At 62.8% G+C, this 20650-nt stretch carries 22 protein-coding genes and 1 pseudogene; 11 read left to right on the forward strand and 12 right to left on the reverse strand.

Features of this window, described 5'->3' with window-relative positions:
- The first annotated feature begins 9 nt into the window (after positions 1 to 9).
- Positions 10 to 1509, forward strand: a pseudogene (locus AC1DYC_RS08265) (efflux transporter outer membrane subunit).
- Between the two features lie 29 nt (positions 1510 to 1538).
- On the opposite strand, the gene AC1DYC_RS08270 reads toward AC1DYC_RS08265, so the two are convergent.
- The 4 genes from AC1DYC_RS08270 to AC1DYC_RS08285 all read right to left on the reverse strand — a co-directional run bounded on the left by AC1DYC_RS08270 (position 1539) and on the right by AC1DYC_RS08285 (position 3206).
- The gene (locus AC1DYC_RS08270; RefSeq protein ID WP_477405349.1) at positions 1539 to 1814 is read right to left on the reverse strand and encodes a DUF6074 family protein; all 276 of its coding nucleotides are present in this window, start codon (positions 1812 to 1814) and stop codon (positions 1539 to 1541) included.
- Between the two features lie 145 nt (positions 1815 to 1959).
- Complete coding sequence (locus AC1DYC_RS08275; RefSeq protein WP_477405351.1) at positions 1960 to 2259, reverse strand: DUF982 domain-containing protein; 300 nt, start codon at positions 2257 to 2259, stop codon at positions 1960 to 1962.
- Positions 2260 to 2454: 195 nt separating this feature from the next.
- Entirely contained in the window at positions 2455 to 2679 is a 225-nt protein-coding gene (locus AC1DYC_RS08280) for a hypothetical protein (protein ID WP_477405353.1), read from the reverse strand.
- Positions 2680 to 2813: 134 nt separating this feature from the next.
- Positions 2814 to 3206 carry a hypothetical protein gene (locus AC1DYC_RS08285; protein ID WP_477405355.1) on the reverse strand — a complete coding sequence of 131 codons (393 nt, stop codon included), beginning with the start codon at positions 3204 to 3206 and terminating at the stop codon, positions 2814 to 2816.
- Positions 3207 to 3440: 234 nt separating this feature from the next.
- On the opposite strand from AC1DYC_RS08285, the gene map reads away from it, so the two are divergent.
- Positions 3441 to 4268: a type I methionyl aminopeptidase gene (map, locus tag AC1DYC_RS08290; protein WP_477405357.1), complete on the forward strand. Its 828-nt coding sequence runs from the start codon at positions 3441 to 3443 to the stop codon at positions 4266 to 4268.
- 46 nt (positions 4269 to 4314) lie between these two features.
- Here map and AC1DYC_RS08295 read toward each other — a convergent pair whose 3' ends face one another.
- Both AC1DYC_RS08295 and AC1DYC_RS08300 read right to left on the reverse strand, forming a co-directional pair.
- On the reverse strand, positions 4315 to 5217 hold the full coding sequence (locus tag AC1DYC_RS08295) for an SDR family oxidoreductase (RefSeq protein WP_477405359.1): 903 nt from the start codon (positions 5215 to 5217) through the stop codon (positions 4315 to 4317).
- Between the two features lie 62 nt (positions 5218 to 5279).
- Positions 5280 to 6029, reverse strand: a complete 750-nt coding sequence (locus AC1DYC_RS08300) for an SDR family oxidoreductase (protein WP_477405361.1) — start codon at positions 6027 to 6029, stop codon at positions 5280 to 5282.
- A gap of 107 nt (positions 6030 to 6136) precedes the next feature.
- On the opposite strand from AC1DYC_RS08300, the gene AC1DYC_RS08305 reads away from it, so the two are divergent.
- On the forward strand, positions 6137 to 7039 hold the full coding sequence (locus AC1DYC_RS08305; RefSeq protein ID WP_477405363.1) for a LysR family transcriptional regulator: 903 nt from the start codon (positions 6137 to 6139) through the stop codon (positions 7037 to 7039).
- 37 nt (positions 7040 to 7076) lie between these two features.
- On the opposite strand, the gene AC1DYC_RS08310 is transcribed toward AC1DYC_RS08305, so the two are convergent.
- From AC1DYC_RS08310 to AC1DYC_RS08320, 3 genes are read right to left on the reverse strand one after another with little or no spacing between them, the layout of a single operon-like run.
- Positions 7077 to 8402: an ATP-binding protein gene (locus tag AC1DYC_RS08310; RefSeq protein ID WP_477405365.1), complete on the reverse strand. Its 1326-nt coding sequence runs from the start codon at positions 8400 to 8402 to the stop codon at positions 7077 to 7079.
- The gene (locus AC1DYC_RS08315; protein WP_477408209.1) at positions 8399 to 9169 is read right to left on the reverse strand and encodes a response regulator transcription factor; all 771 of its coding nucleotides are present in this window, start codon (positions 9167 to 9169) and stop codon (positions 8399 to 8401) included. The genes AC1DYC_RS08310 and AC1DYC_RS08315 overlap by 4 nt, the downstream gene beginning before the upstream one ends.
- A gap of 27 nt (positions 9170 to 9196) precedes the next feature.
- Positions 9197 to 10048, reverse strand: a complete 852-nt coding sequence (locus AC1DYC_RS08320; RefSeq protein WP_477405367.1) for a MipA/OmpV family protein — start codon at positions 10046 to 10048, stop codon at positions 9197 to 9199.
- Between the two features lie 199 nt (positions 10049 to 10247).
- Between AC1DYC_RS08320 and radC the strand changes: the two genes are divergently transcribed.
- Positions 10248 to 11018 carry a RadC family protein gene (gene radC, locus AC1DYC_RS08325; protein WP_477405369.1) on the forward strand — a complete coding sequence of 257 codons (771 nt, stop codon included), beginning with the start codon at positions 10248 to 10250 and terminating at the stop codon, positions 11016 to 11018.
- 71 nt (positions 11019 to 11089) lie between these two features.
- Here radC and AC1DYC_RS08330 read toward each other — a convergent pair whose 3' ends face one another.
- Both AC1DYC_RS08330 and AC1DYC_RS08335 read right to left on the reverse strand, forming a co-directional pair.
- Positions 11090 to 11869 carry an alpha/beta hydrolase gene (locus tag AC1DYC_RS08330; RefSeq protein ID WP_477408211.1) on the reverse strand — a complete coding sequence of 260 codons (780 nt, stop codon included), beginning with the start codon at positions 11867 to 11869 and terminating at the stop codon, positions 11090 to 11092.
- Between the two features lie 199 nt (positions 11870 to 12068).
- Entirely contained in the window at positions 12069 to 13001 is a 933-nt protein-coding gene (locus AC1DYC_RS08335) for a LysR family transcriptional regulator (protein WP_477405371.1), read from the reverse strand.
- Positions 13002 to 13192: 191 nt separating this feature from the next.
- Between AC1DYC_RS08335 and AC1DYC_RS08340 the strand changes: the two genes are divergently transcribed.
- From AC1DYC_RS08340 to AC1DYC_RS08370, 7 genes are all read left to right on the forward strand, one after another.
- Positions 13193 to 14119, forward strand: coding sequence for a DMT family transporter (locus AC1DYC_RS08340; RefSeq protein WP_477405373.1), 927 nt, complete (start codon positions 13193 to 13195; stop codon positions 14117 to 14119).
- A 151-nt stretch (positions 14120 to 14270) separates the two neighbouring features.
- Positions 14271 to 15155, forward strand: a complete 885-nt coding sequence (locus AC1DYC_RS08345; RefSeq protein WP_477405375.1) for a cytochrome c oxidase subunit II — start codon at positions 14271 to 14273, stop codon at positions 15153 to 15155.
- Between the two features lie 20 nt (positions 15156 to 15175).
- The gene (ctaD, locus tag AC1DYC_RS08350) at positions 15176 to 16945 is read left to right on the forward strand and encodes a cytochrome c oxidase subunit I (protein WP_477405377.1); all 1770 of its coding nucleotides are present in this window, start codon (positions 15176 to 15178) and stop codon (positions 16943 to 16945) included.
- A complete protein-coding gene (locus AC1DYC_RS08355) occupies positions 16942 to 17646 on the forward strand; it encodes a cytochrome c oxidase subunit 3 (RefSeq protein WP_477405379.1) in 705 nt (234 codons plus the stop codon). Before ctaD ends, AC1DYC_RS08355 begins: the two co-directional genes overlap by 4 nt.
- Before the next feature lie 13 nt (positions 17647 to 17659).
- Positions 17660 to 18382 (forward strand): heme-copper oxidase subunit III family protein, encoded by a 723-nt coding sequence (locus tag AC1DYC_RS08360; RefSeq protein WP_477405381.1) that lies wholly within the window; start codon positions 17660 to 17662, stop codon positions 18380 to 18382.
- Positions 18383 to 18391: 9 nt separating this feature from the next.
- The gene (locus AC1DYC_RS08365; protein WP_477405383.1) at positions 18392 to 18796 is read left to right on the forward strand and encodes a cytochrome C oxidase subunit IV family protein; all 405 of its coding nucleotides are present in this window, start codon (positions 18392 to 18394) and stop codon (positions 18794 to 18796) included.
- 176 nt (positions 18797 to 18972) lie between these two features.
- A complete protein-coding gene (locus AC1DYC_RS08370) occupies positions 18973 to 19446 on the forward strand; it encodes an aminoacyl-tRNA deacylase (protein ID WP_477401440.1) in 474 nt (157 codons plus the stop codon).
- Between the two features lie 53 nt (positions 19447 to 19499).
- On the opposite strand, the gene AC1DYC_RS08375 is transcribed toward AC1DYC_RS08370, so the two are convergent.
- Positions 19500 to 20318 carry a DUF2189 domain-containing protein gene (locus AC1DYC_RS08375; RefSeq protein ID WP_477308131.1) on the reverse strand — a complete coding sequence of 273 codons (819 nt, stop codon included), beginning with the start codon at positions 20316 to 20318 and terminating at the stop codon, positions 19500 to 19502.
- Between the last annotated feature and the right edge of the window lie 332 nt (positions 20319 to 20650).

Raw genomic sequence — 20650 nt, forward strand, 5'->3', positions numbered from 1 at the left:
GTTCTTCACATGGCAGGTTTTGAACGTGGCCGTCCGGCCGCGAGGCGGACGCTTTTGTCTATTTTTGCCGTCGTCCTGCTTTCAGGCTGCGTCGTCGGGCCGGACTATGAGAAACCGCTTCTGGCGATGCCGGCAAGCTGGAGCGACCAGAAGACGGCTTCAATAGCCAGGCCGCCGCAGCTGTCGCAATGGTGGCAGCGGCTGCGCGATCCGCAACTGAACACGCTCATCGACGAGGCGGTTGCCGGCAACCTCGATGTCGCTACCGCCAAGGCCAAGATCCGCTAGGCCCGCGCCAGCTACCGCCAGAGCGCCGGGACCTTGTTCCCCACCGTCGACGGCAGCGGCTCCGCCAACCGCAACAAGACCGCCGCGACCACGGAAGGTGGTGCCGCCAGCGATGCCTACAGCTATTACCAGGCCGGCTTCGACGCCAGCTGGGAGCTCGACCTCTTCGGCGCCAACCGCAGGGGCGTCGAGGCCGCCCGCTACGGTGTGGATGCTTCCGAAGAGGAGCTACGCTCGGCGCTGCTGACCCTGGTCGGCGACGTCGCCTCCTATTATGCGCAGGCACGCGGCTACCAGGCGCGCATCCAGTTGGCGCGGCGCACGGCCGCATCGCAACAACAGACCGCCGCCCTCACCCACACCATGCTGCTGGCCGGCACGGCAACGGCGGCCGACGTCGCCAAGGCCCAGGGACAGGCAAGCGCCACGGCGGCCGATGTCCCCTCGCTCGAGGCCAGTTACGCCCAAGCCGTACACCGGCTTTCCGTGCTGACCGGCCGCCCGCCGGCGGCACTGAACGAGCGGCTGAAGCGCGGGGCACCGATCCCGGCTCCGCGCCTGCCGCTGCCGACCGGCATTCCCGCCGACATCCTGCTGACCCGGCCGGACGTGCGCATGGCCGAGCGGCAATATGCCCAATTTACTGCCAAGGTCGGCCAGGCCGAGGCGGCCCGCTATCCCGCGGTGAGCCTCACCGGCAATATCGACACGTCGGCTTTCAGGGTCGGCGACCTCGGCAAGAATTCCACCATCGGCTGGTCGTTCGGACCGACGCTCAGCGTGCCGATCTTCAATGCCGGGCAATTGAAGGCGGCGGCTGACGTCGCCAGGGCCGAGCGCGACCAGTATTTCATCGACTACAAGGCGTCCGTGCTGACGGCGCTCGAAGATGTCGAAAACGCCATCGTCGCGCTGCGCCAGGAGCGCATCCGCAACGGCAAGCTTGCCGCTTCGGTGAAATCCTATGGCGAGGCGGCAAATCTCGAGCGCACGCTGTTCAAGTCGGGAGAAGCCAGCCTTCTCGACGTGCTGGACGCCGAGCGTTCGCTCTATTCGGCCGAGGACGATCTTTTGCAAAGCCGCATCGCCATTGCCACCGACTATGTCGCCCTCAACAAGGCGCTCGGCGGCGGCTGGGACGGCACCATCGACAGCGCAAAACCCGAGATCGTCGACGCCAAGACCGGGCCGCGGCTGGTGTCGGCGCCTGTGAGCCAGTGATGTCGGGCGGCGGGCTTGTCTGCGGTGGTTTAGAAGCGGGTGCGCGTCTGGCGCTGCCCCGGCGCGGCATCGTTCGCCTCAAAATGCATCTCGTCCTGGACGGCGGCGAAAAACCGGCGGACATCGTTGGCGGCCGAAGCCGCGTCGCTGCCGGCGGCGATCGCCTTGTCGAGGAGTTCGCGCGCTGTGGCTTTCCAGAAGGAGTTGGCTGTGTCGCCATGCAGCCTGCCCAGCCTGGCCGCCACCTCGCGCACCAGCATGGTCTGCCGGTCTAGCGGAAAGGCGCGCACATTTGCTGAGGACATATTCTGCACCATGACACTGACGCAACGAATCAGACGCTGCTCTATGGCGTCATGCCTAGCTGTGAAGTCGGAAACGGAACCTTAACGCTGCGGAGTCCGCGTCGATCCGAGCGAGTCGGTTGGCGGCCTCCGGATAAAAAGGGCTCTAGAACCGCAGGCCCCTCGCCTCGCCGCCGCTGCGCTTGGCCGTAATCATCATGTCCCTGGCCAGCAGGCCACTCACCCGGCAGAACGCCATGAAGGCGCGGCAGGCGTCCTCGGTCTTGACCACATCCACCGTGGCGCCGAAGCAGGCATTGAATGCCGCCTCGTAGACCTTGCCCTGTCGCTTCTTTGGCCACTCATGCAGGACATCCAGCGCCTGTTCGACGCTGTAGATCTCCTCTACCGGCATGCCGGGCGCGGGCGCGATGCGCACCGGCACCTCGAATTGCAATCTGTCCATTTCCAAGTCTCCCGAACTGGTGTCGCCACAACGCCGTTCGTCGTCAAAAGTTGCTTTGACCTGATGTCGCGCAAGAATGTGTCGTCACTGCGGTCGCAGCTGTCGGGCGTTAAAGCGCGCCCAGGCGCGCACTTTAACGCTTTGTTTTTAAGCAATTCCCAATGGAGACCGCTGCACTCGTTCGTGGAATTGTTGCTATTGGTTGGCCGGATCGGTCTCTGCCTCATAGGCCATGCGCACAGCGATGAAGAGCACATAGGCCGAGGGCAAAGCGAAGATCGCGGCAAGCACAAGCGCGGCGGTTCCCGCCATGCCGAGCGTCTCGGCGACCGCCCAATAGACCGTGCCGATGCAGATCAGAGCCTGTACCGAGAGGAACAGGGCGGCCGAGACCGCGCGGGTAAGCGTTTTGACTGTCATGATGCGTTGCATCGAAAAAACTCCGAAAAACGGCGCGTCACGCGACATCCATGGGCGGCCAGCGGCCGCCGCGGAACCGAGACGCAAAAACAATGAGATGGATTGAAGATGCGGGCTGCTAAGCCGTGCTCAGGCTAGGCGGATGGCGGCGCCCGCGGCTGGTTGGCATGCACCCGCGGCGCGAAGACAAACGCGGATGGCGCCGCCGCCAGAACCGGCACAGTCCGGTCGAGCAGGAAGAAGCCGGCAACCGGCGCAATCGCCGCTGCATTGCCGCTGACGGCTTTGGCCGGTACTGGCCGGCCGGCGCGGATTTCGAGGCCCTGCGCCTTGGCTGTGACGCGCAGCAGCGCCACCGCATCGCCCTGGCGCGCAGTACTGATGCCCGGCCCGCCCAGATTTGCGGTCGCCGATGCCGTCGCTTCGGCCTGGAACAGACTGAGCAGCGCAAGCAACAGCAACGCCATCAAGCCCGAGCAGGTGGCCCTGATCGGCGTCATGACGGGTTTTGCGTGCTTGAACGCCATGGGACGGCAAAATCTCCTGATGCTTCCACCGGCCTAGCTGACTGAGTCGAAAAAGGAAAGCTTCGGTCGCTCGGGCAGAACAAGGCACGAGACAGCGCCGCAAGGCATGAATATCACCGGCGCGAGCCCTTCGCCGGCAGTTCTTCCTTGAACCTTGCGGCTTCCGGTGCCAAATCTGGGAAGATTTTCGAACGGGCTGATATGCATAGCCCGCTTACAGGCAAAACGGACACTATGGTCACTTATCTCGACGCCGCCACGGCACCCCTCAGGAACACCGGCCAGATCCGCCTCTATGGCGAAGCAGGCTTTGCCGGCATGCGTAAGGCTTGCGATCTCACTGCGCGCTGCCTCGATGAGCTGGTGCCGATGGTCCAGCCGGGCGTCACCACCGAAACCATCGACCGTTTCGTGTTCGAATACGGCATGGACCATGGCGCGCTGCCGGCGACGCTCAATTACCGCGGCTACACCAAATCGTCCTGCACCTCGATCAACCACGTCGTCTGCCACGGCATTCCCGATAACAAGCCGCTGAAAGACGGTGACATCGTCAACATCGACGTCACCTACATCCTCGACGGCTGGCACGGCGATTCCTCGCGCATGTATCCGGTCGGCACCATCAAGCGCGCCGCCGAACGCCTGCTCGAAGTCACCCATGAATGCCTGATGCGCGGCATCGCGGCGGTCCGGCCCGGCGCCCGCACCGGCGCCATCGGCGCCGCCATCCAGACCTATGCCGAGGCCGAGCGCTGCTCGGTGGTGCGCGACTTCTGCGGCCACGGCGTCGGCCAGCTGTTTCATGACGCGCCAAACATCCTGCACTACGGCACGTCGAGCGAAGGCGTCGAGATGCGGCCGGGCATGATCTTCACCATCGAGCCGATGATCAATCTCGGCCGGCCGCATGTGAAAGTACTGTCGGACGGATGGACCGCGGTGACGCGCGACCGCTCGCTGTCGGCGCAATACGAGCACACGATCGGCGTCACCGACACCGGCTGCGAGATTTTTACGCTCTCGCCAAACAAGCTCGACCGCCCCGGCCTGCCGGCCTGAGCGGTCGATATTTGTCTGGCCGGTAGAAGGCCCACGCTCTGAAGGCTTAGCCAACAACAGCCGGGTGAAGCAGCTCTTCGAGGCCGATGTTGCGGTAGATTTCGCGGCGCATCCGGTCGGCAACGCCGTTGACGATCTCGGCGCCATCCTGCGACGGGTCGACATGGACGCGGAACGGCCGCTTGCCGAACGGCATATCCACGACGCGAACGATCTCGCGCGCCACTTCCGACGGATCGGCATCGGCGGGCTCGAGGCCGGCCAGTCCCTTCAGCGCCCGATCGGCAATCCCGGCATAGGGCCCGGCCTCATACTCGGCGGCCCGGGCCGCATCGGAAGGCTTGCCTGAATGGGCGAAGTGATTGGTGCCCTTGGTGAAGGCGCCGGGAACCATGATGGTTGTTTCTATTCCCCACAGAGCGAGTTCGGTGGAGTAGGACACGGCCAGCGCATCCATCGCCGCCTTGGCGGCAAAGTAAGGCGCGAGGAACGGCGGGGTGCCGCCGCGTGTCGAGGACGAGCCGACCCAGACCAGCAAGCCCTTGCCCTGCCCGCGCAGGTGCGGCAGTGCGGCGCGGTTGACCCGCTGAGCCCCCAGCACGTTGACGTCGTACTGCTGGATGAACTGGTCGGGGGTAAAGGCTTCGGCCGGCCCGAACACCATGTGACCGGCATTGTGGACGATGACGTCCAGCCGGCCCGCCTCGGCGATGATGTGGGCGATGCCGGCCTCGGCTGAGGCGTCCGATTGCACGTCGAGTTCCGCGGTACGCAGATCGGCCTTGTGCACAGCGGCCCAGGCGGCGACGGCAGCAACCTGCGGCGCATTGCGCCCAGCGGTCTCGCGCATCGTGGCGTAGACGGTGTGGCCGGCTTCGGCCAGCGACTGGGCGGTCATCAGGCCGAAGCCCGAGGACGCGCCGGTGACGAGGATGACGAATTTGGACATGACTGTGGTTCCTTGATTGAGGTGTGGTTGAGGCGGTACAGGGTTTGCCGGAGCCGGCCGGATCAGATGATCCCGCCATTGGCCCTGAGCGTCTGACCATTGATCCAGGCGCCGTCCGGGCCGGCGAGGAAGGCGACGGCGTCGGCGATATCCTTGGGCTGGCCGAGGCGTTCGAGTGGGGCCAATTTGGCCAGGCGGTCGACGAGCTCCTGCGGCTTGCCGTCGAGGAACAGCTTGGTTGCCGTTGGCCCCGGCGCGATGGCATTGACGGTGATGTTGCGGCCGCGCAGCTCCTTGGCAAGCACGCTGGTCATGGCCTCGACCGCCGCCTTGGTGGCGGCGTAGACGCCATAAGTCGGCTGCAGCAGGCCGACGACACTGGACGAGAAATTCACGATCCGGCCGCCGTCGCGCAGACGCTTCGCCGCTTCGCGCAGCGTGTTGAAGGTGCCCTTGAGATTGACGGCGATCGTACGATCGAACAGCGCATCGTCGCTGTCGGCGATGCTGGCGAGGTTCATGATGCCGGCATTGTTGATCAGCACGTCGACGCCGCCGAAAGCGGTTTCGGCCGTGTCGAACATACGCGCCACCGCGGCGGTGTCCGAAATGTCGGCCTTCGCCGTCACCGCCTTGCCGCCGGCCGCTTCGATCCTGGCGACGACCGCCTCTGCGGCAGCCGCATTGCCGGCATAGTTCACCACGACGGTGAAGCCGTCCCTGGCGAGGCGCTCGGCGACGGCGGCACCGATGCCGCCCGAAGCGCCGGTGACGAGGGCAATCTTGCCGGTCTGGTTGGTCTGGTTGGTCATGGTCTGTCTCCTTTTTGGATGCCGTTGATCGGCTGACAGCAACATGCGCCTTCCAGTCTCGCGGATAATCAGGCATAATCCGCCAACATCATTCGAGATTTCGAACAATGGATCGCTTCGACGCCATGCGCGTCTTCATTCGCATCGTCGAGCGGCGCAGCTTCACCAAGGCCGCCGACGATCTTGGTCTGCCCCGCTCATCCGTCACCGATGCGGTGAGAGGTCTGGAGGCGCGGCTGGGTGTGCGGCTTTTGCAGCGCACGACCCGTCAGGTCAGCCCGACACTGGACGGCGAAGCCTATTATCAGCGCTGCGTCAGCCTGGTTGCCGACCTAGAAGACGCCGAGGGCGCCTTTGTCGGCGCTAAGCCGTCGGGCCTGGTGCGCGTCGACATGCATGGCACCCAGGCGCGGTATTTCCTGTTGCCGGGCCTGCCCCGCTTCCGGGAGCTGTATCCGGACATCCGGCTGCACATCAGCGAGATGCACCAGCCTCTGGATATGATCCGTGAGGGGTTCGACTGCCTGCTGCGCGCCGGCGAACTTTCCGACAGTCCGCTGATCAGGCGGCGCCTGGCGACACTGGAAAGGGGCACCTTCGCCAGCCCCGGCTATCTCCACCGCTTCGGCACGCCGCAGACGCCTGACGACCTCGCAGGACACGAAATGGTCGGCCTGATGTCGCCCGAGGCAGCCGAGATCATTCCGCTCGTCTTCAGCGTCGACGGCAAGCCCCGCCGGCTCACCTTGCCTGCCAATGTGACTGTGACCGGCCCCGAGACCAACGTCGCTTCCGCCTGCCTCGGCCTCGGGCTGATCCAGGTCCCGCGCTACCGTGTGGTCTCGGAACTGGCCAGCGGCGCGCTGGTCGAGGTGCTCGCCGGCTTTCCGCCGACGCCCTTGCCGGTTCACGTTCTTTATTCACCCACACGACAACTGTCGCCGCGCCTGCGCGTGTTCATCGACTGGATGGCACAGCAGTTCCGCAGTCGAACCGCGCCGGCCGAATGAAGCGCCGCCGGTCCGATCGTTTCGGGCGGATTCCATGTTATGATAGCTGGATCGCTGGTTCATTCGGCAGGTCGACGGTAACGATCAGTCCGTTGGGCTGGTTGTCTTGCAGTTCGATCCTGCCGCCATGTCCCTGGATAATGTCTGCAACGATCGAGAGGCCCAGGCCAAAGCCATGTTTCGAAGCAACGCCGCGCGAGGCATCTTCCTTGAAGAAGGGTTCGAAGACCTGGGTGCGCGCCGTCATCGGAATGCCCGGGCCATCGTCACCAACCGCGATGCGTGCCGCTGAGCCGGTCTGTGTCAACGCGACCGTGACGTTGCCGGCGAATTTGACCCCATTGTCGCAGAGATTGGTGATCGCACGGGCCAGCGCATTGGGTTTGCACCAGCCCAGAAGCCGGTCCGGTCCCGAATACGATACCGAGAACCCCACATCGGAGAATTCCGCGCAGACAGTCTGCAGCACGCTGGCAATGTCGGCGCGCTGCAGCTTCTCTGTCGAGACGTCGTTGCGCAGATAGGTCAAGGTCTCGCTGATCAGGTCTTCGATATGCTGAATGTCGGTCAGCATTGCCGTGCGAACGGAATTCTCGTCCATGCGCTCGGCGCGCAGCCGCAGCCGCGTCAAAGGCGTGCGCAAATCGTGGCTGACGCTGCGCAACATGCGTGTGCGGTTCTCGATCATCGTCCGGATACGTGTTCTCATCCGGTTGAGAGCGCGCGTCAGGCCGACCATCTCGGTGGACCCGCGTTCGATGAAAAGCTCGTCGCCATTCTCGATCTCGGCCGAACCGACAGCGGTGGAGATGCGCTTCAGCGGGCCTGTGACGGTCCATACGGCAAAGAGCCAGATCATCGTGGGTAAGGCGATGAAAGCCATGAACCTGTAGAACGAAGAGCGGACGGTGCCTGACGTCAGAAAGGAATCGGGCATGCCGAAATGAGCCAGGACGCTCTGCTGGTCCAGGTCGACGACAAACGCGTATTGGCCGCCGATCCTTATCCAGCGCCCATCAATCGAACCCTTTTCGATCCGCAGAAGCCAAGCGATGCTTTGCCATTCCAGGTAGGACTTCGGGATAGCGCGGATCTGTTCCCTGGGCAGCACCTTGAAGTCAAAGCCGGCGCGCCTTGCCGTTGCCAGGATCGTACCGCGATCCTCCTCACGCGCCCCGCGCAGCAGAGTGGCGACAACGTCGGTTTGTGCGGCGCTGTCTTCCACGGTCGGGAGGTTGAAATAATCTGTAAAACTCTCGACGGCCGAGCCGCTGGACAGGATCACGATCACCGCGACGACAATGATTGCCGCGAACTGCCCACGCACCGACTGCGGCAGCAAACGGCCGAGGAAACTCCTCATGCCTCCTCCACCGTCGCGGTGAAGATGTAGCCCCCCAGCCGAACGGTTTTGAGCAGCACCGGATCGCGCGCATCCTTTTCGATCTTCTGGCGGATGCGGCTGACATGAACGTCAACGCTCCGCTCGATCGGGCCGGCAAGCCCGGCATGCGTTACGCCGAGAAGCTCTTCGCGCGACAGAACACGGCCCGCGTTGCGGCAGAATGCAAGCAGCAGGTCGAATTCATGCGTGGTGGTGGCAACCCTTGCATTGCTCGGGTCATGCAGTTGCCGGCGTATGGGATCGATGCGCCAGCCGTTGAAGCGAAGCACTCTCGATCGATCCCGCTCTTCGGGAGCATAGGCTGCGCGGCGCAGCAGAGCGCGTATCCGCGCGGTCAGTTCGCGCCCGCTGAACGGTTTGGTCACATAATCGTCCGCGCCGATCTCCAGTCCGAAGATACGGTCGATTTCTTCGCCAAGCGCAGTCAGTATCAGGATCGGGATGTTCGTTTCGGCGCGAAGGCGGCGGCAAATGTTGAGGCCGCTTTCACCCGGCAGCATGACATCGAGCACGATGAGATCGAATTTCTGAGCGCGAAGCGCGGCGTTCATCCGCACACCATTCCCGACGATTTCCACGATCATGCCGTTTTCGGCAAGCGTGTCGCCCAGCATGCGTGCAATTTCGAAATCGTCTTCGACGATAAGTATCCGCGGGCCCTGCCTTGCCGATTCAGCGCTCAGATCGTCTTGCTGCCTTTGCCAGGCCAGCTCGGATTTTGTCATAGCCTGCATTGGCGCGCCTGCGTGGTCTCAGAACCGGTATCCGACCAGAAGCATCCCCGAGGGCTGAACCTTGTCGACGACGATCGGGCTGTCGGCGGCGTCACCCAGGAGAATGCCGACCCCCGCTTCGCCACGCACCATCCAGTTCGCATCGAGCATATATGTGGCGGAAATCGAAAAATCGGCGCGCTTCAACCCGGCCCCGGCATCATAACGCGCCAGCCCTGAGCGGGCCGACTGTTCCGGCGTGACGCCAAAATAAGCCTGCATATAATTTTCATCGGCAAAGACGGCGGATGCGCTGGCGCCGACGATCAACGATTCCGTCAGAGGCCGGCTAACCTCGATCCCGACCTCGCCCTGCAAACCGTCACTGCCGCCGATGGTCTTGTCAACTTGGGCGAAGATTTCAGCCGGGCCGAACTTCACTGCCGCCTTCACGCCGGCTTTCCCGCCCATGTCGATATCGCCCAGGCCGCGAAGGCGATCGGCATCGTCTTCCTTGCGGCCCATTTCATAGCCAAGCCGCGCGCTGAGTTCGAACGGCCCTTGTTCATAGACGGCAATGCTGGCGCCTGACGGATTGATCGTCACGATATCGAGAAATGTCGCGGTGACGAACGGCACCGGCATGACCTTGAACTCGTCGCTGCCCTCATATTTGGGGACGATGATGGCGCCGCCGCCAAGAACCACGTGCCAGTCGGCGAGTTTCTGTTCGAAGCGCCCAAATCGGGAAACATCGGGCGGTCGGATGAAATCGTCGGAATTCACGGCAATGGCGTCGGCTGCCGTGCCCGAATGCGTTGAAAACAGAATTGCCATCGCCGCGACAGATGCCCGGCCGGCAAATAGTCCAGTCTCGATTTTAGCGAACATGCATGCTCCAAGCATAGAAAGGCGAAAGCCCCCGATGCTGTCAGCATTTCAGGTGAAGGTGGCTGCATGCATTAAGTGGTGTTAAGTTTTGTTGCGCAATCGTGGCTGCATCTTGCCGCCTCCACCCCCTGCGCGACGGACTGTTTCAATCCACGCCAGAAAAGCACTAATGTCTGCGGCGAAGGGATGTGGGCTGCATATGGCGAACAACGGCAATGACGACGAGCGGGGGTTCTTCTCCGAGCGGTGGATTGAACCGCCGGCGAAGGAAAAGGCGGCAAAGAACAGATCGGATGAGAAGCCGCACTATCACGGCCATCGCGACCGCCTGCGCGAGCGCTTCGTTGCCGGCGGCGCGGACGCCCTGCCCGACTACGAGCTTCTCGAACTGCTGCTGTTTCGCCTGATCCCGCGCGTCGACACCAAGCCGATCGCCAAAGCCCTTTTGGCGCGCTTCGGCACATTCGGCGAGGTGCTTGGCGCGCCGGTGGCGCTGCTGCAGGAGGTGAAGGGCATCGGCCCCGCTGTGGCGACCGATCTCAAGGTGATTGCCGCTGCCGCGCAGCGCATGGCGCGCGCGGAAGTCCGCGACCGCGAGGTGCTGTCCAACTGGACGCAGCTTCTTGCCTACTGCCGCTCGGCCATGGCGTTCGAGAACCGCGAACAGTTCCGCATCCTGTTCCTCGACAAGAAGAACGTGCTGATCGCCGACGAGGTGCAGCAGGTCGGCACCGTCGACCACACGCCGGTCTATCCGCGCGAAGTGATCAAGCGCGCGCTCGAACTGTCAGCCAGCGCCGTCATCCTGGTCCACAACCACCCATCCGGCGACCCGACACCGTCGCGCGCCGACATCGAGATGACCAAGCAGATCATCGACAGCGCCAAGCCGCTCGGCATCGCCGTCCATGACCACATCATCATCGGCAAGAAGGGCAACGCCTCGATGAAGGGCCTGTTGTTGATCTGAGCCTGACCAAGTAGCGCGGACGGAGCACGAGGCGGCTGATTTCGATGCCGCCCCAGATCCGGCCAACCGCGCTAGCTGAGCGACCCGGCTGCTTGCGAGATGAGCCCGGCGATCACGTCGGGGTGAGAGATCAGCGACAAATGGCTTGCCTTTACCTCGATGGTCTTTGCGTTCATGCGCTTGGCCATGAGGCGTTCGAGATCCGGATTGATCGTGCGATCCTCGGTCGAGACCGCATACCAGCTTGGCTTAGAGCGCCAGGCCGCTTGCGTCGTCTTTCCGGTGAAAAGCTTGTCCGAGATCGGCCCCTGGACGGCGTAGAGGATGCGCGCCTTGTCGCGAGGAATATCGCCGGCGAAATCTCGCAGGAAAGCCTCTTCGCTAAGCTTGCCGTAGCCTGCGGACCAGACGAGCCCGGCCGACGCCGGCGGCGCGGCAAAAGTCTTGGCGAGTGCGGTGTAATCTTCGCCCGCGTCCGGCGCGCGCGCCGCGACATAGACGAGCGAGGAAACCTTTGCATCCATCCCTGCCTCGGTAACGATCATGCCGGCAAAAGAGTGCCCGACAAGGACCGTCGGTCCATCCTGGAGAGCGATCGCACGCCGCGTTGCCTCGACACCAGCCTCCAGCGTGGTCAGCGGATGCTGGACGACCGTCGCGTTGAGGCCGGCCTGTTGCAGCAGGCCGACCACCTCTGACCAGCACGAGCCATCGGCATAGGCGCCATGGACCAGAACGACATTGCGAATTTTTGGGGCAGTCTGCGCTGACGTCGTGTGTGAGCTGGCCAGTATGGTGGTCGCCACCCCGGCGACGAGCGCGGTGGAGAAAGTACGCCGATTTATCATGATCGTGGACTCCTTGAGAGGTTGGCGGATCGCGCCCAGACTTCGGCTGGGACGCGCCGCAAAATGTTTTGCCCGGCGCCTTCATCCAGTCTTCGCAGCCTGCCGAACCTTCGTTACGAAGTCACCGCTTCGTGATCGCATGGCTCTGGCCCTCGCCGAACTCGGGCGCTTTTTTGCGGGCTGAACCCGAAACGCACGCGCTTCAGTTGGCGTGCGCCTCCAGCACGCCGCCGAGCCTGCCTTCCAGAAGATCGCGCCGCTGCTGCAATTCGCCGGAGACGAATTTGGTGAAGGCATGCACGCGCGCCGTGCGGCGCAGGTCGTCATGCACCAGGACCCACAGCGCCGAGCCGATCTCTTCGATCAGCCCGCCGACGCGTATAAGCCCGGGCAGGCTGTCGCCGAGATAGCAAGGCAGCGCTGCGACCCCCATGCCGGCGCCGGCCGCATGCGACATCGTCACCAGGGAATCGGCGCGCATGGCTATCTCGACATCCGGCAGCGACGACCGCATCCAGCGGGCAACGCCGGTGTTGGCCAGGCTGTCATCGGGCGCGATCCAGCGCAGGAGCCCAAATTTCGGCTCCGGCGGCAGCGTCCCGGCATAGGCGCGTGCGGCGTAGGCGGCGAAGGCGACGCCCGAAATGCGCCGGCCGACCAGAATTTCCTGCGGCTGCGACACCGGCCTAATCGCCACGTCGGCATCCCGATGCGTCAGATTGGCGATGGTATTCTGCGTCATCGCCTCGACCCGGATGCCCGGATGGAGCTCATGAAACGCCGCCAGGATCGGCGGCAGCACCGACGCCATCAGTGTGTCGGTGGTGGTGACCCGCAACGTGCCCTCGAACCTGAGATCCTGCCCCGACAGTTTGCGCGTCAGCTCATTGACCGTCTCGGCCATTGTGCGCGCCGCGCCCAGCAGTTCCTCGCCACCGGCGGTGAGCGCATAGCCCGTCGGCAGCCGATCGAAAAGACGGATGCCAAGCCGCGCCTCGAACGTGTTGACGCGCCGCAGCACAGTGGTGTGGTTCACGCCCAGGATGCGCGCTGCCGCCGCCAGCGAAGCGCCTTCGGCGACGGCCAGCACCATACGCAGATCTTCCCAGTCGATGTGGTCGCGTGAGCTGTGCATTTCTGCAGATAGGTAGAGGAAAGCGTTGCACTTGGCGAGCCAGACGCGTCACCGATGGACTTTTTCTCCTGCGCGCCTGTGCAAAATTGCACAAGTGGTGGGCGAATCAGCAGATCGATCTGCGCAGGAACGCAGGCCATATGAGCCTTAGAGCGCCGCTTGGCGGCGAGCCAAACTCAAGGAATGCGATCGTGGAAATCCTCTTCATCCCTCTGGCGCTTGTCGCCGGCGGCCTGCTCGCGGTGCAGGCCGGCGCCAACGCACAACTATCAAAGGCGGTCGGCTCGCCCTTTGCCGCGACGACGCTTCAGCTCGCCGTCGGCGCCATTGTGCTGCTGTCGATCACAGCCCTTACCGGAACGGCGCCAGCGCTGCTCACCATTCGCAACGCGGAATGGTGGCATGCGATTGGCGGCACGGCTTCGGCGTTCTATGTCGTTTCGACCATTCTCCTGTTCCCTCGCCTCGGCGCCGTCGTGTCGGTTGGGCTCTTCATCGCCGGGCAGATGCTTGCATCTTTCGCCCTCGACACATTCGGCTGGCTCGGGATTCCGGAGGCCGGCCTGCGAGCCGGACCTGCCTTTGGCGTGCTCGTCGTGCTTGCAGGCGCGGCCCTCATCGTTCTGGGACAGAAGGGCGCGGCGGATAATCTCGCGCCTTCGAAGCTGGGCTGGATCGGGCTGGCGCTGCTGGCGGGCGCCGTGCTGCCGGTGCAAGGCGCGGTGAACGCCTTGCTCCGGCACGACCTTGGCGGCGCGCCGTTTGCCGTCGGCACCATTTCGTTTCTGGTGGCGATGCTGGCGATGGCAGTCGTGCTTCTGGCCACGCTTGTCCTGACGAATACGCCCCGCCCTCGCCTCGCAGGCCTGTCGTCGATGCCCTGGTGGGGTTGGCTCGGAGGCTTTGCCGGCGCGACCTATGTCACGACGGTGTTCACCGCCATCCCCGTCATTGGTGCGGCGGCAGCGGTCAGCCTGACGGTGGCAGGCCAGCAGGTCGCCAGCATCTTCGTCGACAATTTCGGCTGGTTTCGCCTGCCGCAGCGGCCTGTCTCAGGCATGCGGCTCGTCGGCGTCGTGCTGCTCCTGGCCGGCTGCATCGTCATCAAGGCGCTCTAAACCCGGCGCTGAGCCTCGGCCGCCGCCGCAAAAGCGATTTTTTGCCCCTTCCACAGCCGGCTCTAGAATTTCGATCGCAAATCACGCATGATGCACTTTGGTATTTCCAGCGATGGCTTCACGCCAATTGGAATATCGGGAGGAACGGGACATGCCCATCGTGGTTGTACTCGTTTTGATCGTCGTGGGCTCGGTGTTGTTCCACTTCCTGAGCCCATGGTGGTGGACTCCGATTGCCTCGAACTGGGACTATATCGACAACACCATCATCATCACCTTCTGGATCACCGGCGTCGTCTTCGCCGCCGTGGTGCTGTTCATGGCCTATTGCGTCTTCCGCTTCCGTCATCGCGAGGGGAGTCGGGCGGCGTACGAGCCTGAGAACAAGCGGCTCGAATGGTGGCTGACGATCGTCACCGGAGTGGGTGTCACCGCCATGCTGGTTCCCGGGCTGTTCGTCTGGAGCCGGTTCGTCAACGTTCCAAGCGACGCAACGGAGGTCGAAGTCGTCGGCCAGCAATGGCAGTGGAGTTTCCGCTTGCCCGGCAAGGACGGCAAGCTCGGCACATCCGACACCCGTGACGTCACTGCTGAAAATCCGCTGGGCGTCATCGCCAAGGATCCGAACGGCCAGGACGATGTCGTGGTCGAAGCGGCCGACCTGCACCTGCCGGTCGGCAAGCCGGTCAAGATGCTGCTGCGCTCGATCGATGTGCTGCACGATTTCTATGTGCCGGAATTCCGCGCCAAGATGGACATGATACCGGGCTCGGTCACCTATTTCTGGTTCACCCCGACCAAGACCGGAACCTTCCAGGTCCTGTGCGCCGAATTGTGCGGCCAGGGCCATCCGATGATGCATGGCATCGTCATGGTCGACACCCAGGCAGACTATGTGGCCTGGCTCGACCAGCAGCAGACGTTCGCGCAATTGTCGGGGCCGCAGCAGACGGGCTCGGCGGAACAGGCGCCGGGCAACGCGACGGTGTCAGCTTTGAAAGTTGCGGCAAAACTCGAAACTGTCGGGTCCCGCTGAAAAGGGCACGGAGTGCTCCAATGGTCGATATCACGCCTGCAGATGCCGTCCCGCCTGCCGAAGTCGCGGAAATGGAACTGTACCATCCGCACAGCTGGTGGACGAAATATGTCTTCTCGCAGGATGCCAAGGTCATAGCCATCCAGTATTCGGCAACCGCAACGGCCATTGGCCTGGTCGCGCTGGTGCTGTCCTGGCTGATGCGGCTGCAGCTCGGCTTCCCCGGCACGTTCGATTTCATCACCCCTGAGGCCTACTACCAGTTCATCACCATGCACGGCATGATCATGGTGATTTACCTGCTCACGGCGCTCTTCCTCGGCGGCTTCGGCAACTACCTGATCCCGCTGATGGTCGGAGCCCGCGACATGGTCTTCCCCTATGTCAACATGCTGAGCTACTGGATCTACCTGCTTGCCGTGCTGGTTCTGGTGTCGAGCTTCTTTGCGCCCGGCGGACCGACCGGTGCCGGCTGGACGCTCTACCCGCCGCAAGCCATCATGACCGGCACACCCGGCGGCCAGGAATGGGGCATCATCCTGATGCTCGTCTCTCTGATCCTGTTCATCATCGGCTTCACCATGGGCGGCCTGAACTATGTCGTGACGGTGCTGCAGGGCCGCACGCGCGGCATGACGCTGATGCGCCTGCCGCTGACCGTCTGGGGCATCTTCACCGCCACCGTCATGGCGCTGCTCGCCTTCCCGGCGCTGTTCGTCGCCTGTGTAATGATGCTGCTGGACCGTGTGCTCGGCACCTCCTTCTTCATGCCTGCAGTCGTCGAGATGGGCGAACAGCTGCAGCACAATGGCGGCAGCCCGATCCTGTTCCAGCATCTGTTCTGGTTCTTCGGCCACCCCGAAGTCTACATCGTGGCGCTGCCGGCCTTCGGCATCGTCTCCGACCTGATCAGCACGCACGCGCGCAAGAACATTTTTGGCTACCGGATGATGGTCTGGGCCATCGTCGGCATCGGCGCGCTGAGCTTCGTGGTCTGGGCGCACCACATGTATGTCAGCGGCATGCACCCCTATTTCGGCTTCTTCTTCGCCACCACGACCTTGATCATCGCCATCCCGACCGCAATCAAGGTCTACAATTGGGTGCTGACGCTGTGGCGCGGCGACATCCACCTCACCATACCGATGCTGTTTGCCATGGCTTTCATCGTTACCTTCGTCAATGGCGGACTGACCGGGCTGTTTCTGGGCAACGTCGTCGTCGACGTCCCACTGTCGGATACGATGTTCGTCGTCGCCCATTTCCATATGGTCATGGGTGTTGCCCCGATCGTCGTTATCTTCGGCGCGATCTACCACTGGTACCCGAAGGTCACCGGCCGGATGCTCAACGAGACGCTCGGCCGGTTCCATTTCTGGGTCACCTTCATCGGCGCCTACCTGATCTTCTTCCCCATGCACTACATCGGCCTGATGGGCGTGCCGCGGCGCTACGCCGAGATGACCGATGTGACGGTGATGACCGAGTCGGCGCATCACCTGAACTCGTTCATCAGCATCATGGCGTTCATCGTCGGCTTTGCCCAGATCGTGTTCCTGTTCAACCTGATCTGGAGTATCCGCCATGGCCGCGAGGCTGGTGGCAATCCGTGGCGGGCCACGACACTCGAATGGCAGACGCCGCAGACACCACCGGCGCATGGCAATTTCGGCAAGGAGCTGCCGATCGTCTATCGCTGGGCCTATGACTACAGCGTGCCGGGTGCCAAGGAAGACTTCATTCCGCAAAATATGCCGGGCACCTTCGGCCCCTCCAGGGAGCCGACATGAGCGTCATCCTGGTCTTCCTGCTCGTGATCGCCGGGTTTGCCGGCTGGTGGCTCTCCCATCAGCGGCTGATGTCGAAACCATGGCTCGAGCAAGGTGTGGCGGAAGATTTTGTCCCCTTCGACGGGTCGAGCCTGCCGACCGCGAAGATCGGCCTCGGCGTCTTCCTAGCTGTCGTCGGCTGTCTGTTCGCGCTGTTCACCAGCGCCTACTTCATGCGTATGGCGCTGTCGGACTGGCAGCCCATGCCGGTTCCGCGCCTGCTCTGGCTCAACACCGGAATGCTGATCCTGAGCAGCATCGCGCTGCAGTGCGCCTCGGTCGCGGCGCGCAAGCGCCATGTCGACACGGTCAGGCTCGGCCTTGCGGCGGCCGGGCTCACCGCGCTCGCCTTCCTCGTCGGGCAGCTCATGGCATGGCGGGACCTGACCGCCGACGGTTATTTTCTGGCCTCCAATCCGGCCAACAGTTTTTTCTATCTGATTACCGGGATGCACGGCCTGCACATAGTCGGTGGGCTGGTGGGCCTGGGCAGGACAACCACCAGTGCCTGGAACGGCGCACGGCCGGAACGGCTTCGCCTCAGCGTCGAACTGTGCGCCATGTACTGGCATTTCCTGCTGTTCATCTGGCTCGCCATCTTCGCTCTTCTGGCCGGCTGGGCCGCGACATTCATCGACATTTGCCGGCAGTTACTGACCTAGGAGGTCCGGGAGCATGGCTGAGACGACCCTGACGCAAATCGGCCATACGGAGCTGCGGCCGGCGGGATTGCATGGCGTTGCCGCCGACTGGGCTTCCGACCAGCGCGCGTTCAAGAACGTGTCCTGGGGCAAGGCCATGATGTGGATCTTCCTGCTCAGCGACACCTTCATCTTCGGCTGCTTCCTGCTGTCCTACATGACCGCGCGCATCTCCACGCGCGTGCCGTGGCCGAACCCGAGCGAGGTCTTCGCGCTGCGCATCGGCGGCGAGGAAATCCCCCTTATCCTCATCGCCATCATGACCTTCGTGCTGATCTCGAGCAGCGGAACGATGGCCATGGCGGTCAATTTCGGCTATCGCCGCGACCGCCGCAAAACGGCTATCCTGATGCTTCTGACCGCAGCGCTCGGCGCGACCTTCGTCGGCATGCAAGCGTTTGAATGGACCAAGCTGATCACCGAAGGGGTACGGCCCTGGGGCAATCCCTGGGGCGCGGCACAATTCGGTTCGTCTTTCTTCATGATCACCGGCTTCCACGGCACGCATGTCACGATCGGAGTCATCTTCCTCATCATCGTGGCGCGAAAGGTCTGGCGTGGGGACTACGACGTCGGACGTCCCGGCTTCTTCACCAGCCGCAGGGGTCGCTACGAGAACGTCGAAATCATGGGACTCTACTGGCACTTCGTCGACCTGGTCTGGGTGTTCATTTTCGCATTCTTCTATCTTTGGTGAGAGGCAGATATGGCTGAAGCAACCGCAAACGGCCTGGGGCAACACGCCCTGCACGCAAGCCATGCACATGACGAGCCAGCGACCGGCGGCGTCCATGCGGAGGTTCATCAGGAACACCCGATCAAGCTCTACATGGTGGTTTGGGCATGGCTGTTCATCCTCAGCACCTGCTCCTACCTGGTCGACTATTTCGGCCTCCACGGCTATCTCAGATGGTCGCTGATCCTGATCTTCATGATCCTCAAGGCGGGGCTGATCGTCGCCGTATTCATGCACATGGCCTGGGAGCGGCTGGCGCTGACCTATGCGATCATCCTGCCGCCGGTTTTGATACTGGTGTTCGTGATGATGATGCTCTTCGAAGCGGATTATACGCTTCTCACCCGGATATCGTTTTTCGGAGCCGGACCCTGACATCTGGAACAAGACCCGGCGGAGGCATCTTCTGTCGGGAACAACGGACGCTTGCCGTTCGGCTGCCTTGAAACAATCGGCGGCTGGTCCATTTTGCTAGTACGGGAAACGACGGGAGCAGAATGATTGCCCCCGTTTCCGCCAATGCGTCGCGAACTCCGGCAAGGGAGGCCAAGATGACAATCGCAAGCAGGCTGAAGCACTTCATCGACGGCAAGGGAATTTCCTACGACACCGTCGCCCATCATCGCACATCCACGACCAGGCAATCGGCAATAGCCGCGCATGTGCCAGGCAGCATCTTGGCCAAATCGGTGGTTGTCCACCATGAGCTTGGCTATGCGCTGGCGGTGGTTCCGAGCACCCACAGGATCGAACTTGGCAAGTTGCAGGACGTCATGAACAAGCGTCTTGGGCTCGCCTCTGAAGACGAGGTGATCTCGCTCTTCGCTGACTGCGACATCGGCGCCATCCCGCCGATCGGCGCGGCCTACGATGTGCCGGTTATAGTCGATGAAAGCCTCGGCGATGCCACCGAGGTCTATTTCGAAGGCGGCGACCACAGGACGCTGGTGCATGTCAGCGGCAAGGATTTCCGCAACCTGACCATGGGTGCATACCAGGCCCGCTTCAGCCACGCGGCCTACTGAAAAATCAGCCTGCCTGCACCGGCAGCCTCGCCGGTGCAGCACGGAGATATCATCTAACTCGCCGATCTGGCGGGCGACGGCGGTTCCACAACCTTGCGGTAGACATGCCAGGTGGCGTGACCGAGGATCGGCAGCACGACCGCCAGCCCGGCAAACACCGGCAGCGAGCCGATGATCAAGGCGACGGCGACAATCAGCCCCCAGACAGCCATGGGGATCGGGTTTGCCAGCACCGCTCGCACCGAGGTGTGGATGGCTTCGTAGGCGCCGACATCGCGGTCAAGCAACAATGGGAAGGCGACGACCGTCGTGCACAACACCACCACGGCGAAGACGAAGCCGATGGCGTGCCCCAGGATAATCAGGGACCAACCGCGTCCGGTGGCGAATATTTCATTGATGAAGCCGGATATTGATTCCGGCGGAGCCGGGCCGAAGAGATATTGGTAGAACACCTGCGCAGCCAAAAGCCAGGCGATGAAGATTGCAACCAGCATGATCCCGACCGCCGCGATTGCCGGCAGGGCCGGAGAATTCCTGACCTCGAAAGCGTGCCTCCAGGAGGTGTCGAGCCCGGCTTCTCGTCTGCGGCTGATCTCATAGAGGCCGATCGCCGCGAATGGACCTATCAGCGCAAAGCCGGACACCAGCGGAAACAACATCGGCAACGCATTGGCGCCCGAAGTCCAGGCAGCGAGCACGACGCCGACAAGCGGATAGATCAGGCAGAGAAAAACGATGTGCGACGGCTTGACCATGAAATCGTCAACACCGCGCTTGAGCGCGTCGAAAAGATCGGAAACACCGATCTTTCGAATTTTGGTGTGCTCCAGCGTTTCGCTGGCGCCTGCAATCACGTGAAAACTTGTCATGCCGTTCCTCCAGACCAGGTCCGGTAAGGTCGCGGTTTCACGGTGCTGCCGTTCTGCATGACTGGCCACGCAAAACCGCGACCTGCACCGAAATCAACATACTCCATTGCCTGGAGCTTGTCGCCCTTTTGTCACAAAGGCTCGCAAGGTCATGCGCTGGCTCTTGAGGCCCTTCTTCGATATCCTCTCCAATCGAAGGTGCAGGTCATGGACGGAAAAACCATTCTGCTGCTCGGCCTTGGCGTCGTTGCTCTGCTGATTTTGGGATTCTGTGCTCTACCGTCGTGAGCCGATCCTGATGTGCAACGTTTTCGGTGCAGCGATCACCCCAC

The sequence above is a fragment of the Mesorhizobium sp. P2_E7 genome (assembly GCF_056403855.1).

What these genes read in the sequence shown, in the direction of transcription:
- AC1DYC_RS08270 (WP_477405349.1), bottom strand. Translation starts at nt 1,814, where the DNA reads ATGTCCTCAGCAAATGTGCGCGCCTTTCCGCTAGACCGGCAGACCATG.
- AC1DYC_RS08275 (WP_477405351.1), bottom strand. Translation starts at nt 2,259, where the DNA reads ATGGACAGATTGCAATTCGAGGTGCCGGTGCGCATCGCGCCCGCGCCC.
- AC1DYC_RS08280 (WP_477405353.1), bottom strand. Translation starts at nt 2,679, where the DNA reads ATGACAGTCAAAACGCTTACCCGCGCGGTCTCGGCCGCCCTGTTCCTC.
- AC1DYC_RS08285 (WP_477405355.1), bottom strand. Translation starts at nt 3,206, where the DNA reads ATGGCGTTCAAGCACGCAAAACCCGTCATGACGCCGATCAGGGCCACC.
- map (WP_477405357.1), top strand. Translation starts at nt 3,441, where the DNA reads ATGGTCACTTATCTCGACGCCGCCACGGCACCCCTCAGGAACACCGGC.
- AC1DYC_RS08295 (WP_477405359.1), bottom strand. Translation starts at nt 5,217, where the DNA reads ATGTCCAAATTCGTCATCCTCGTCACCGGCGCGTCCTCGGGCTTCGGC.
- AC1DYC_RS08300 (WP_477405361.1), bottom strand. Translation starts at nt 6,029, where the DNA reads ATGACCAACCAGACCAACCAGACCGGCAAGATTGCCCTCGTCACCGGC.
- AC1DYC_RS08305 (WP_477405363.1), top strand. Translation starts at nt 6,137, where the DNA reads ATGGATCGCTTCGACGCCATGCGCGTCTTCATTCGCATCGTCGAGCGG.
- AC1DYC_RS08310 (WP_477405365.1), bottom strand. Translation starts at nt 8,402, where the DNA reads ATGAGGAGTTTCCTCGGCCGTTTGCTGCCGCAGTCGGTGCGTGGGCAG.
- AC1DYC_RS08315 (WP_477408209.1), bottom strand. Translation starts at nt 9,169, where the DNA reads ATGACAAAATCCGAGCTGGCCTGGCAAAGGCAGCAAGACGATCTGAGC.
- AC1DYC_RS08320 (WP_477405367.1), bottom strand. Translation starts at nt 10,048, where the DNA reads ATGTTCGCTAAAATCGAGACTGGACTATTTGCCGGCCGGGCATCTGTC.
- radC (WP_477405369.1), top strand. Translation starts at nt 10,248, where the DNA reads ATGGCGAACAACGGCAATGACGACGAGCGGGGGTTCTTCTCCGAGCGG.
- AC1DYC_RS08335 (WP_477405371.1), bottom strand. Translation starts at nt 13,001, where the DNA reads ATGCACAGCTCACGCGACCACATCGACTGGGAAGATCTGCGTATGGTG.
- AC1DYC_RS08345 (WP_477405375.1), top strand. Translation starts at nt 14,271, where the DNA reads ATGCCCATCGTGGTTGTACTCGTTTTGATCGTCGTGGGCTCGGTGTTG.
- ctaD (WP_477405377.1), top strand. Translation starts at nt 15,176, where the DNA reads ATGGTCGATATCACGCCTGCAGATGCCGTCCCGCCTGCCGAAGTCGCG.
- AC1DYC_RS08355 (WP_477405379.1), top strand. Translation starts at nt 16,942, where the DNA reads ATGAGCGTCATCCTGGTCTTCCTGCTCGTGATCGCCGGGTTTGCCGGC.
- AC1DYC_RS08360 (WP_477405381.1), top strand. Translation starts at nt 17,660, where the DNA reads ATGGCTGAGACGACCCTGACGCAAATCGGCCATACGGAGCTGCGGCCG.
- AC1DYC_RS08365 (WP_477405383.1), top strand. Translation starts at nt 18,392, where the DNA reads ATGGCTGAAGCAACCGCAAACGGCCTGGGGCAACACGCCCTGCACGCA.
- AC1DYC_RS08370 (WP_477401440.1), top strand. Translation starts at nt 18,973, where the DNA reads ATGACAATCGCAAGCAGGCTGAAGCACTTCATCGACGGCAAGGGAATT.
- AC1DYC_RS08375 (WP_477308131.1), bottom strand. Translation starts at nt 20,318, where the DNA reads ATGACAAGTTTTCACGTGATTGCAGGCGCCAGCGAAACGCTGGAGCAC.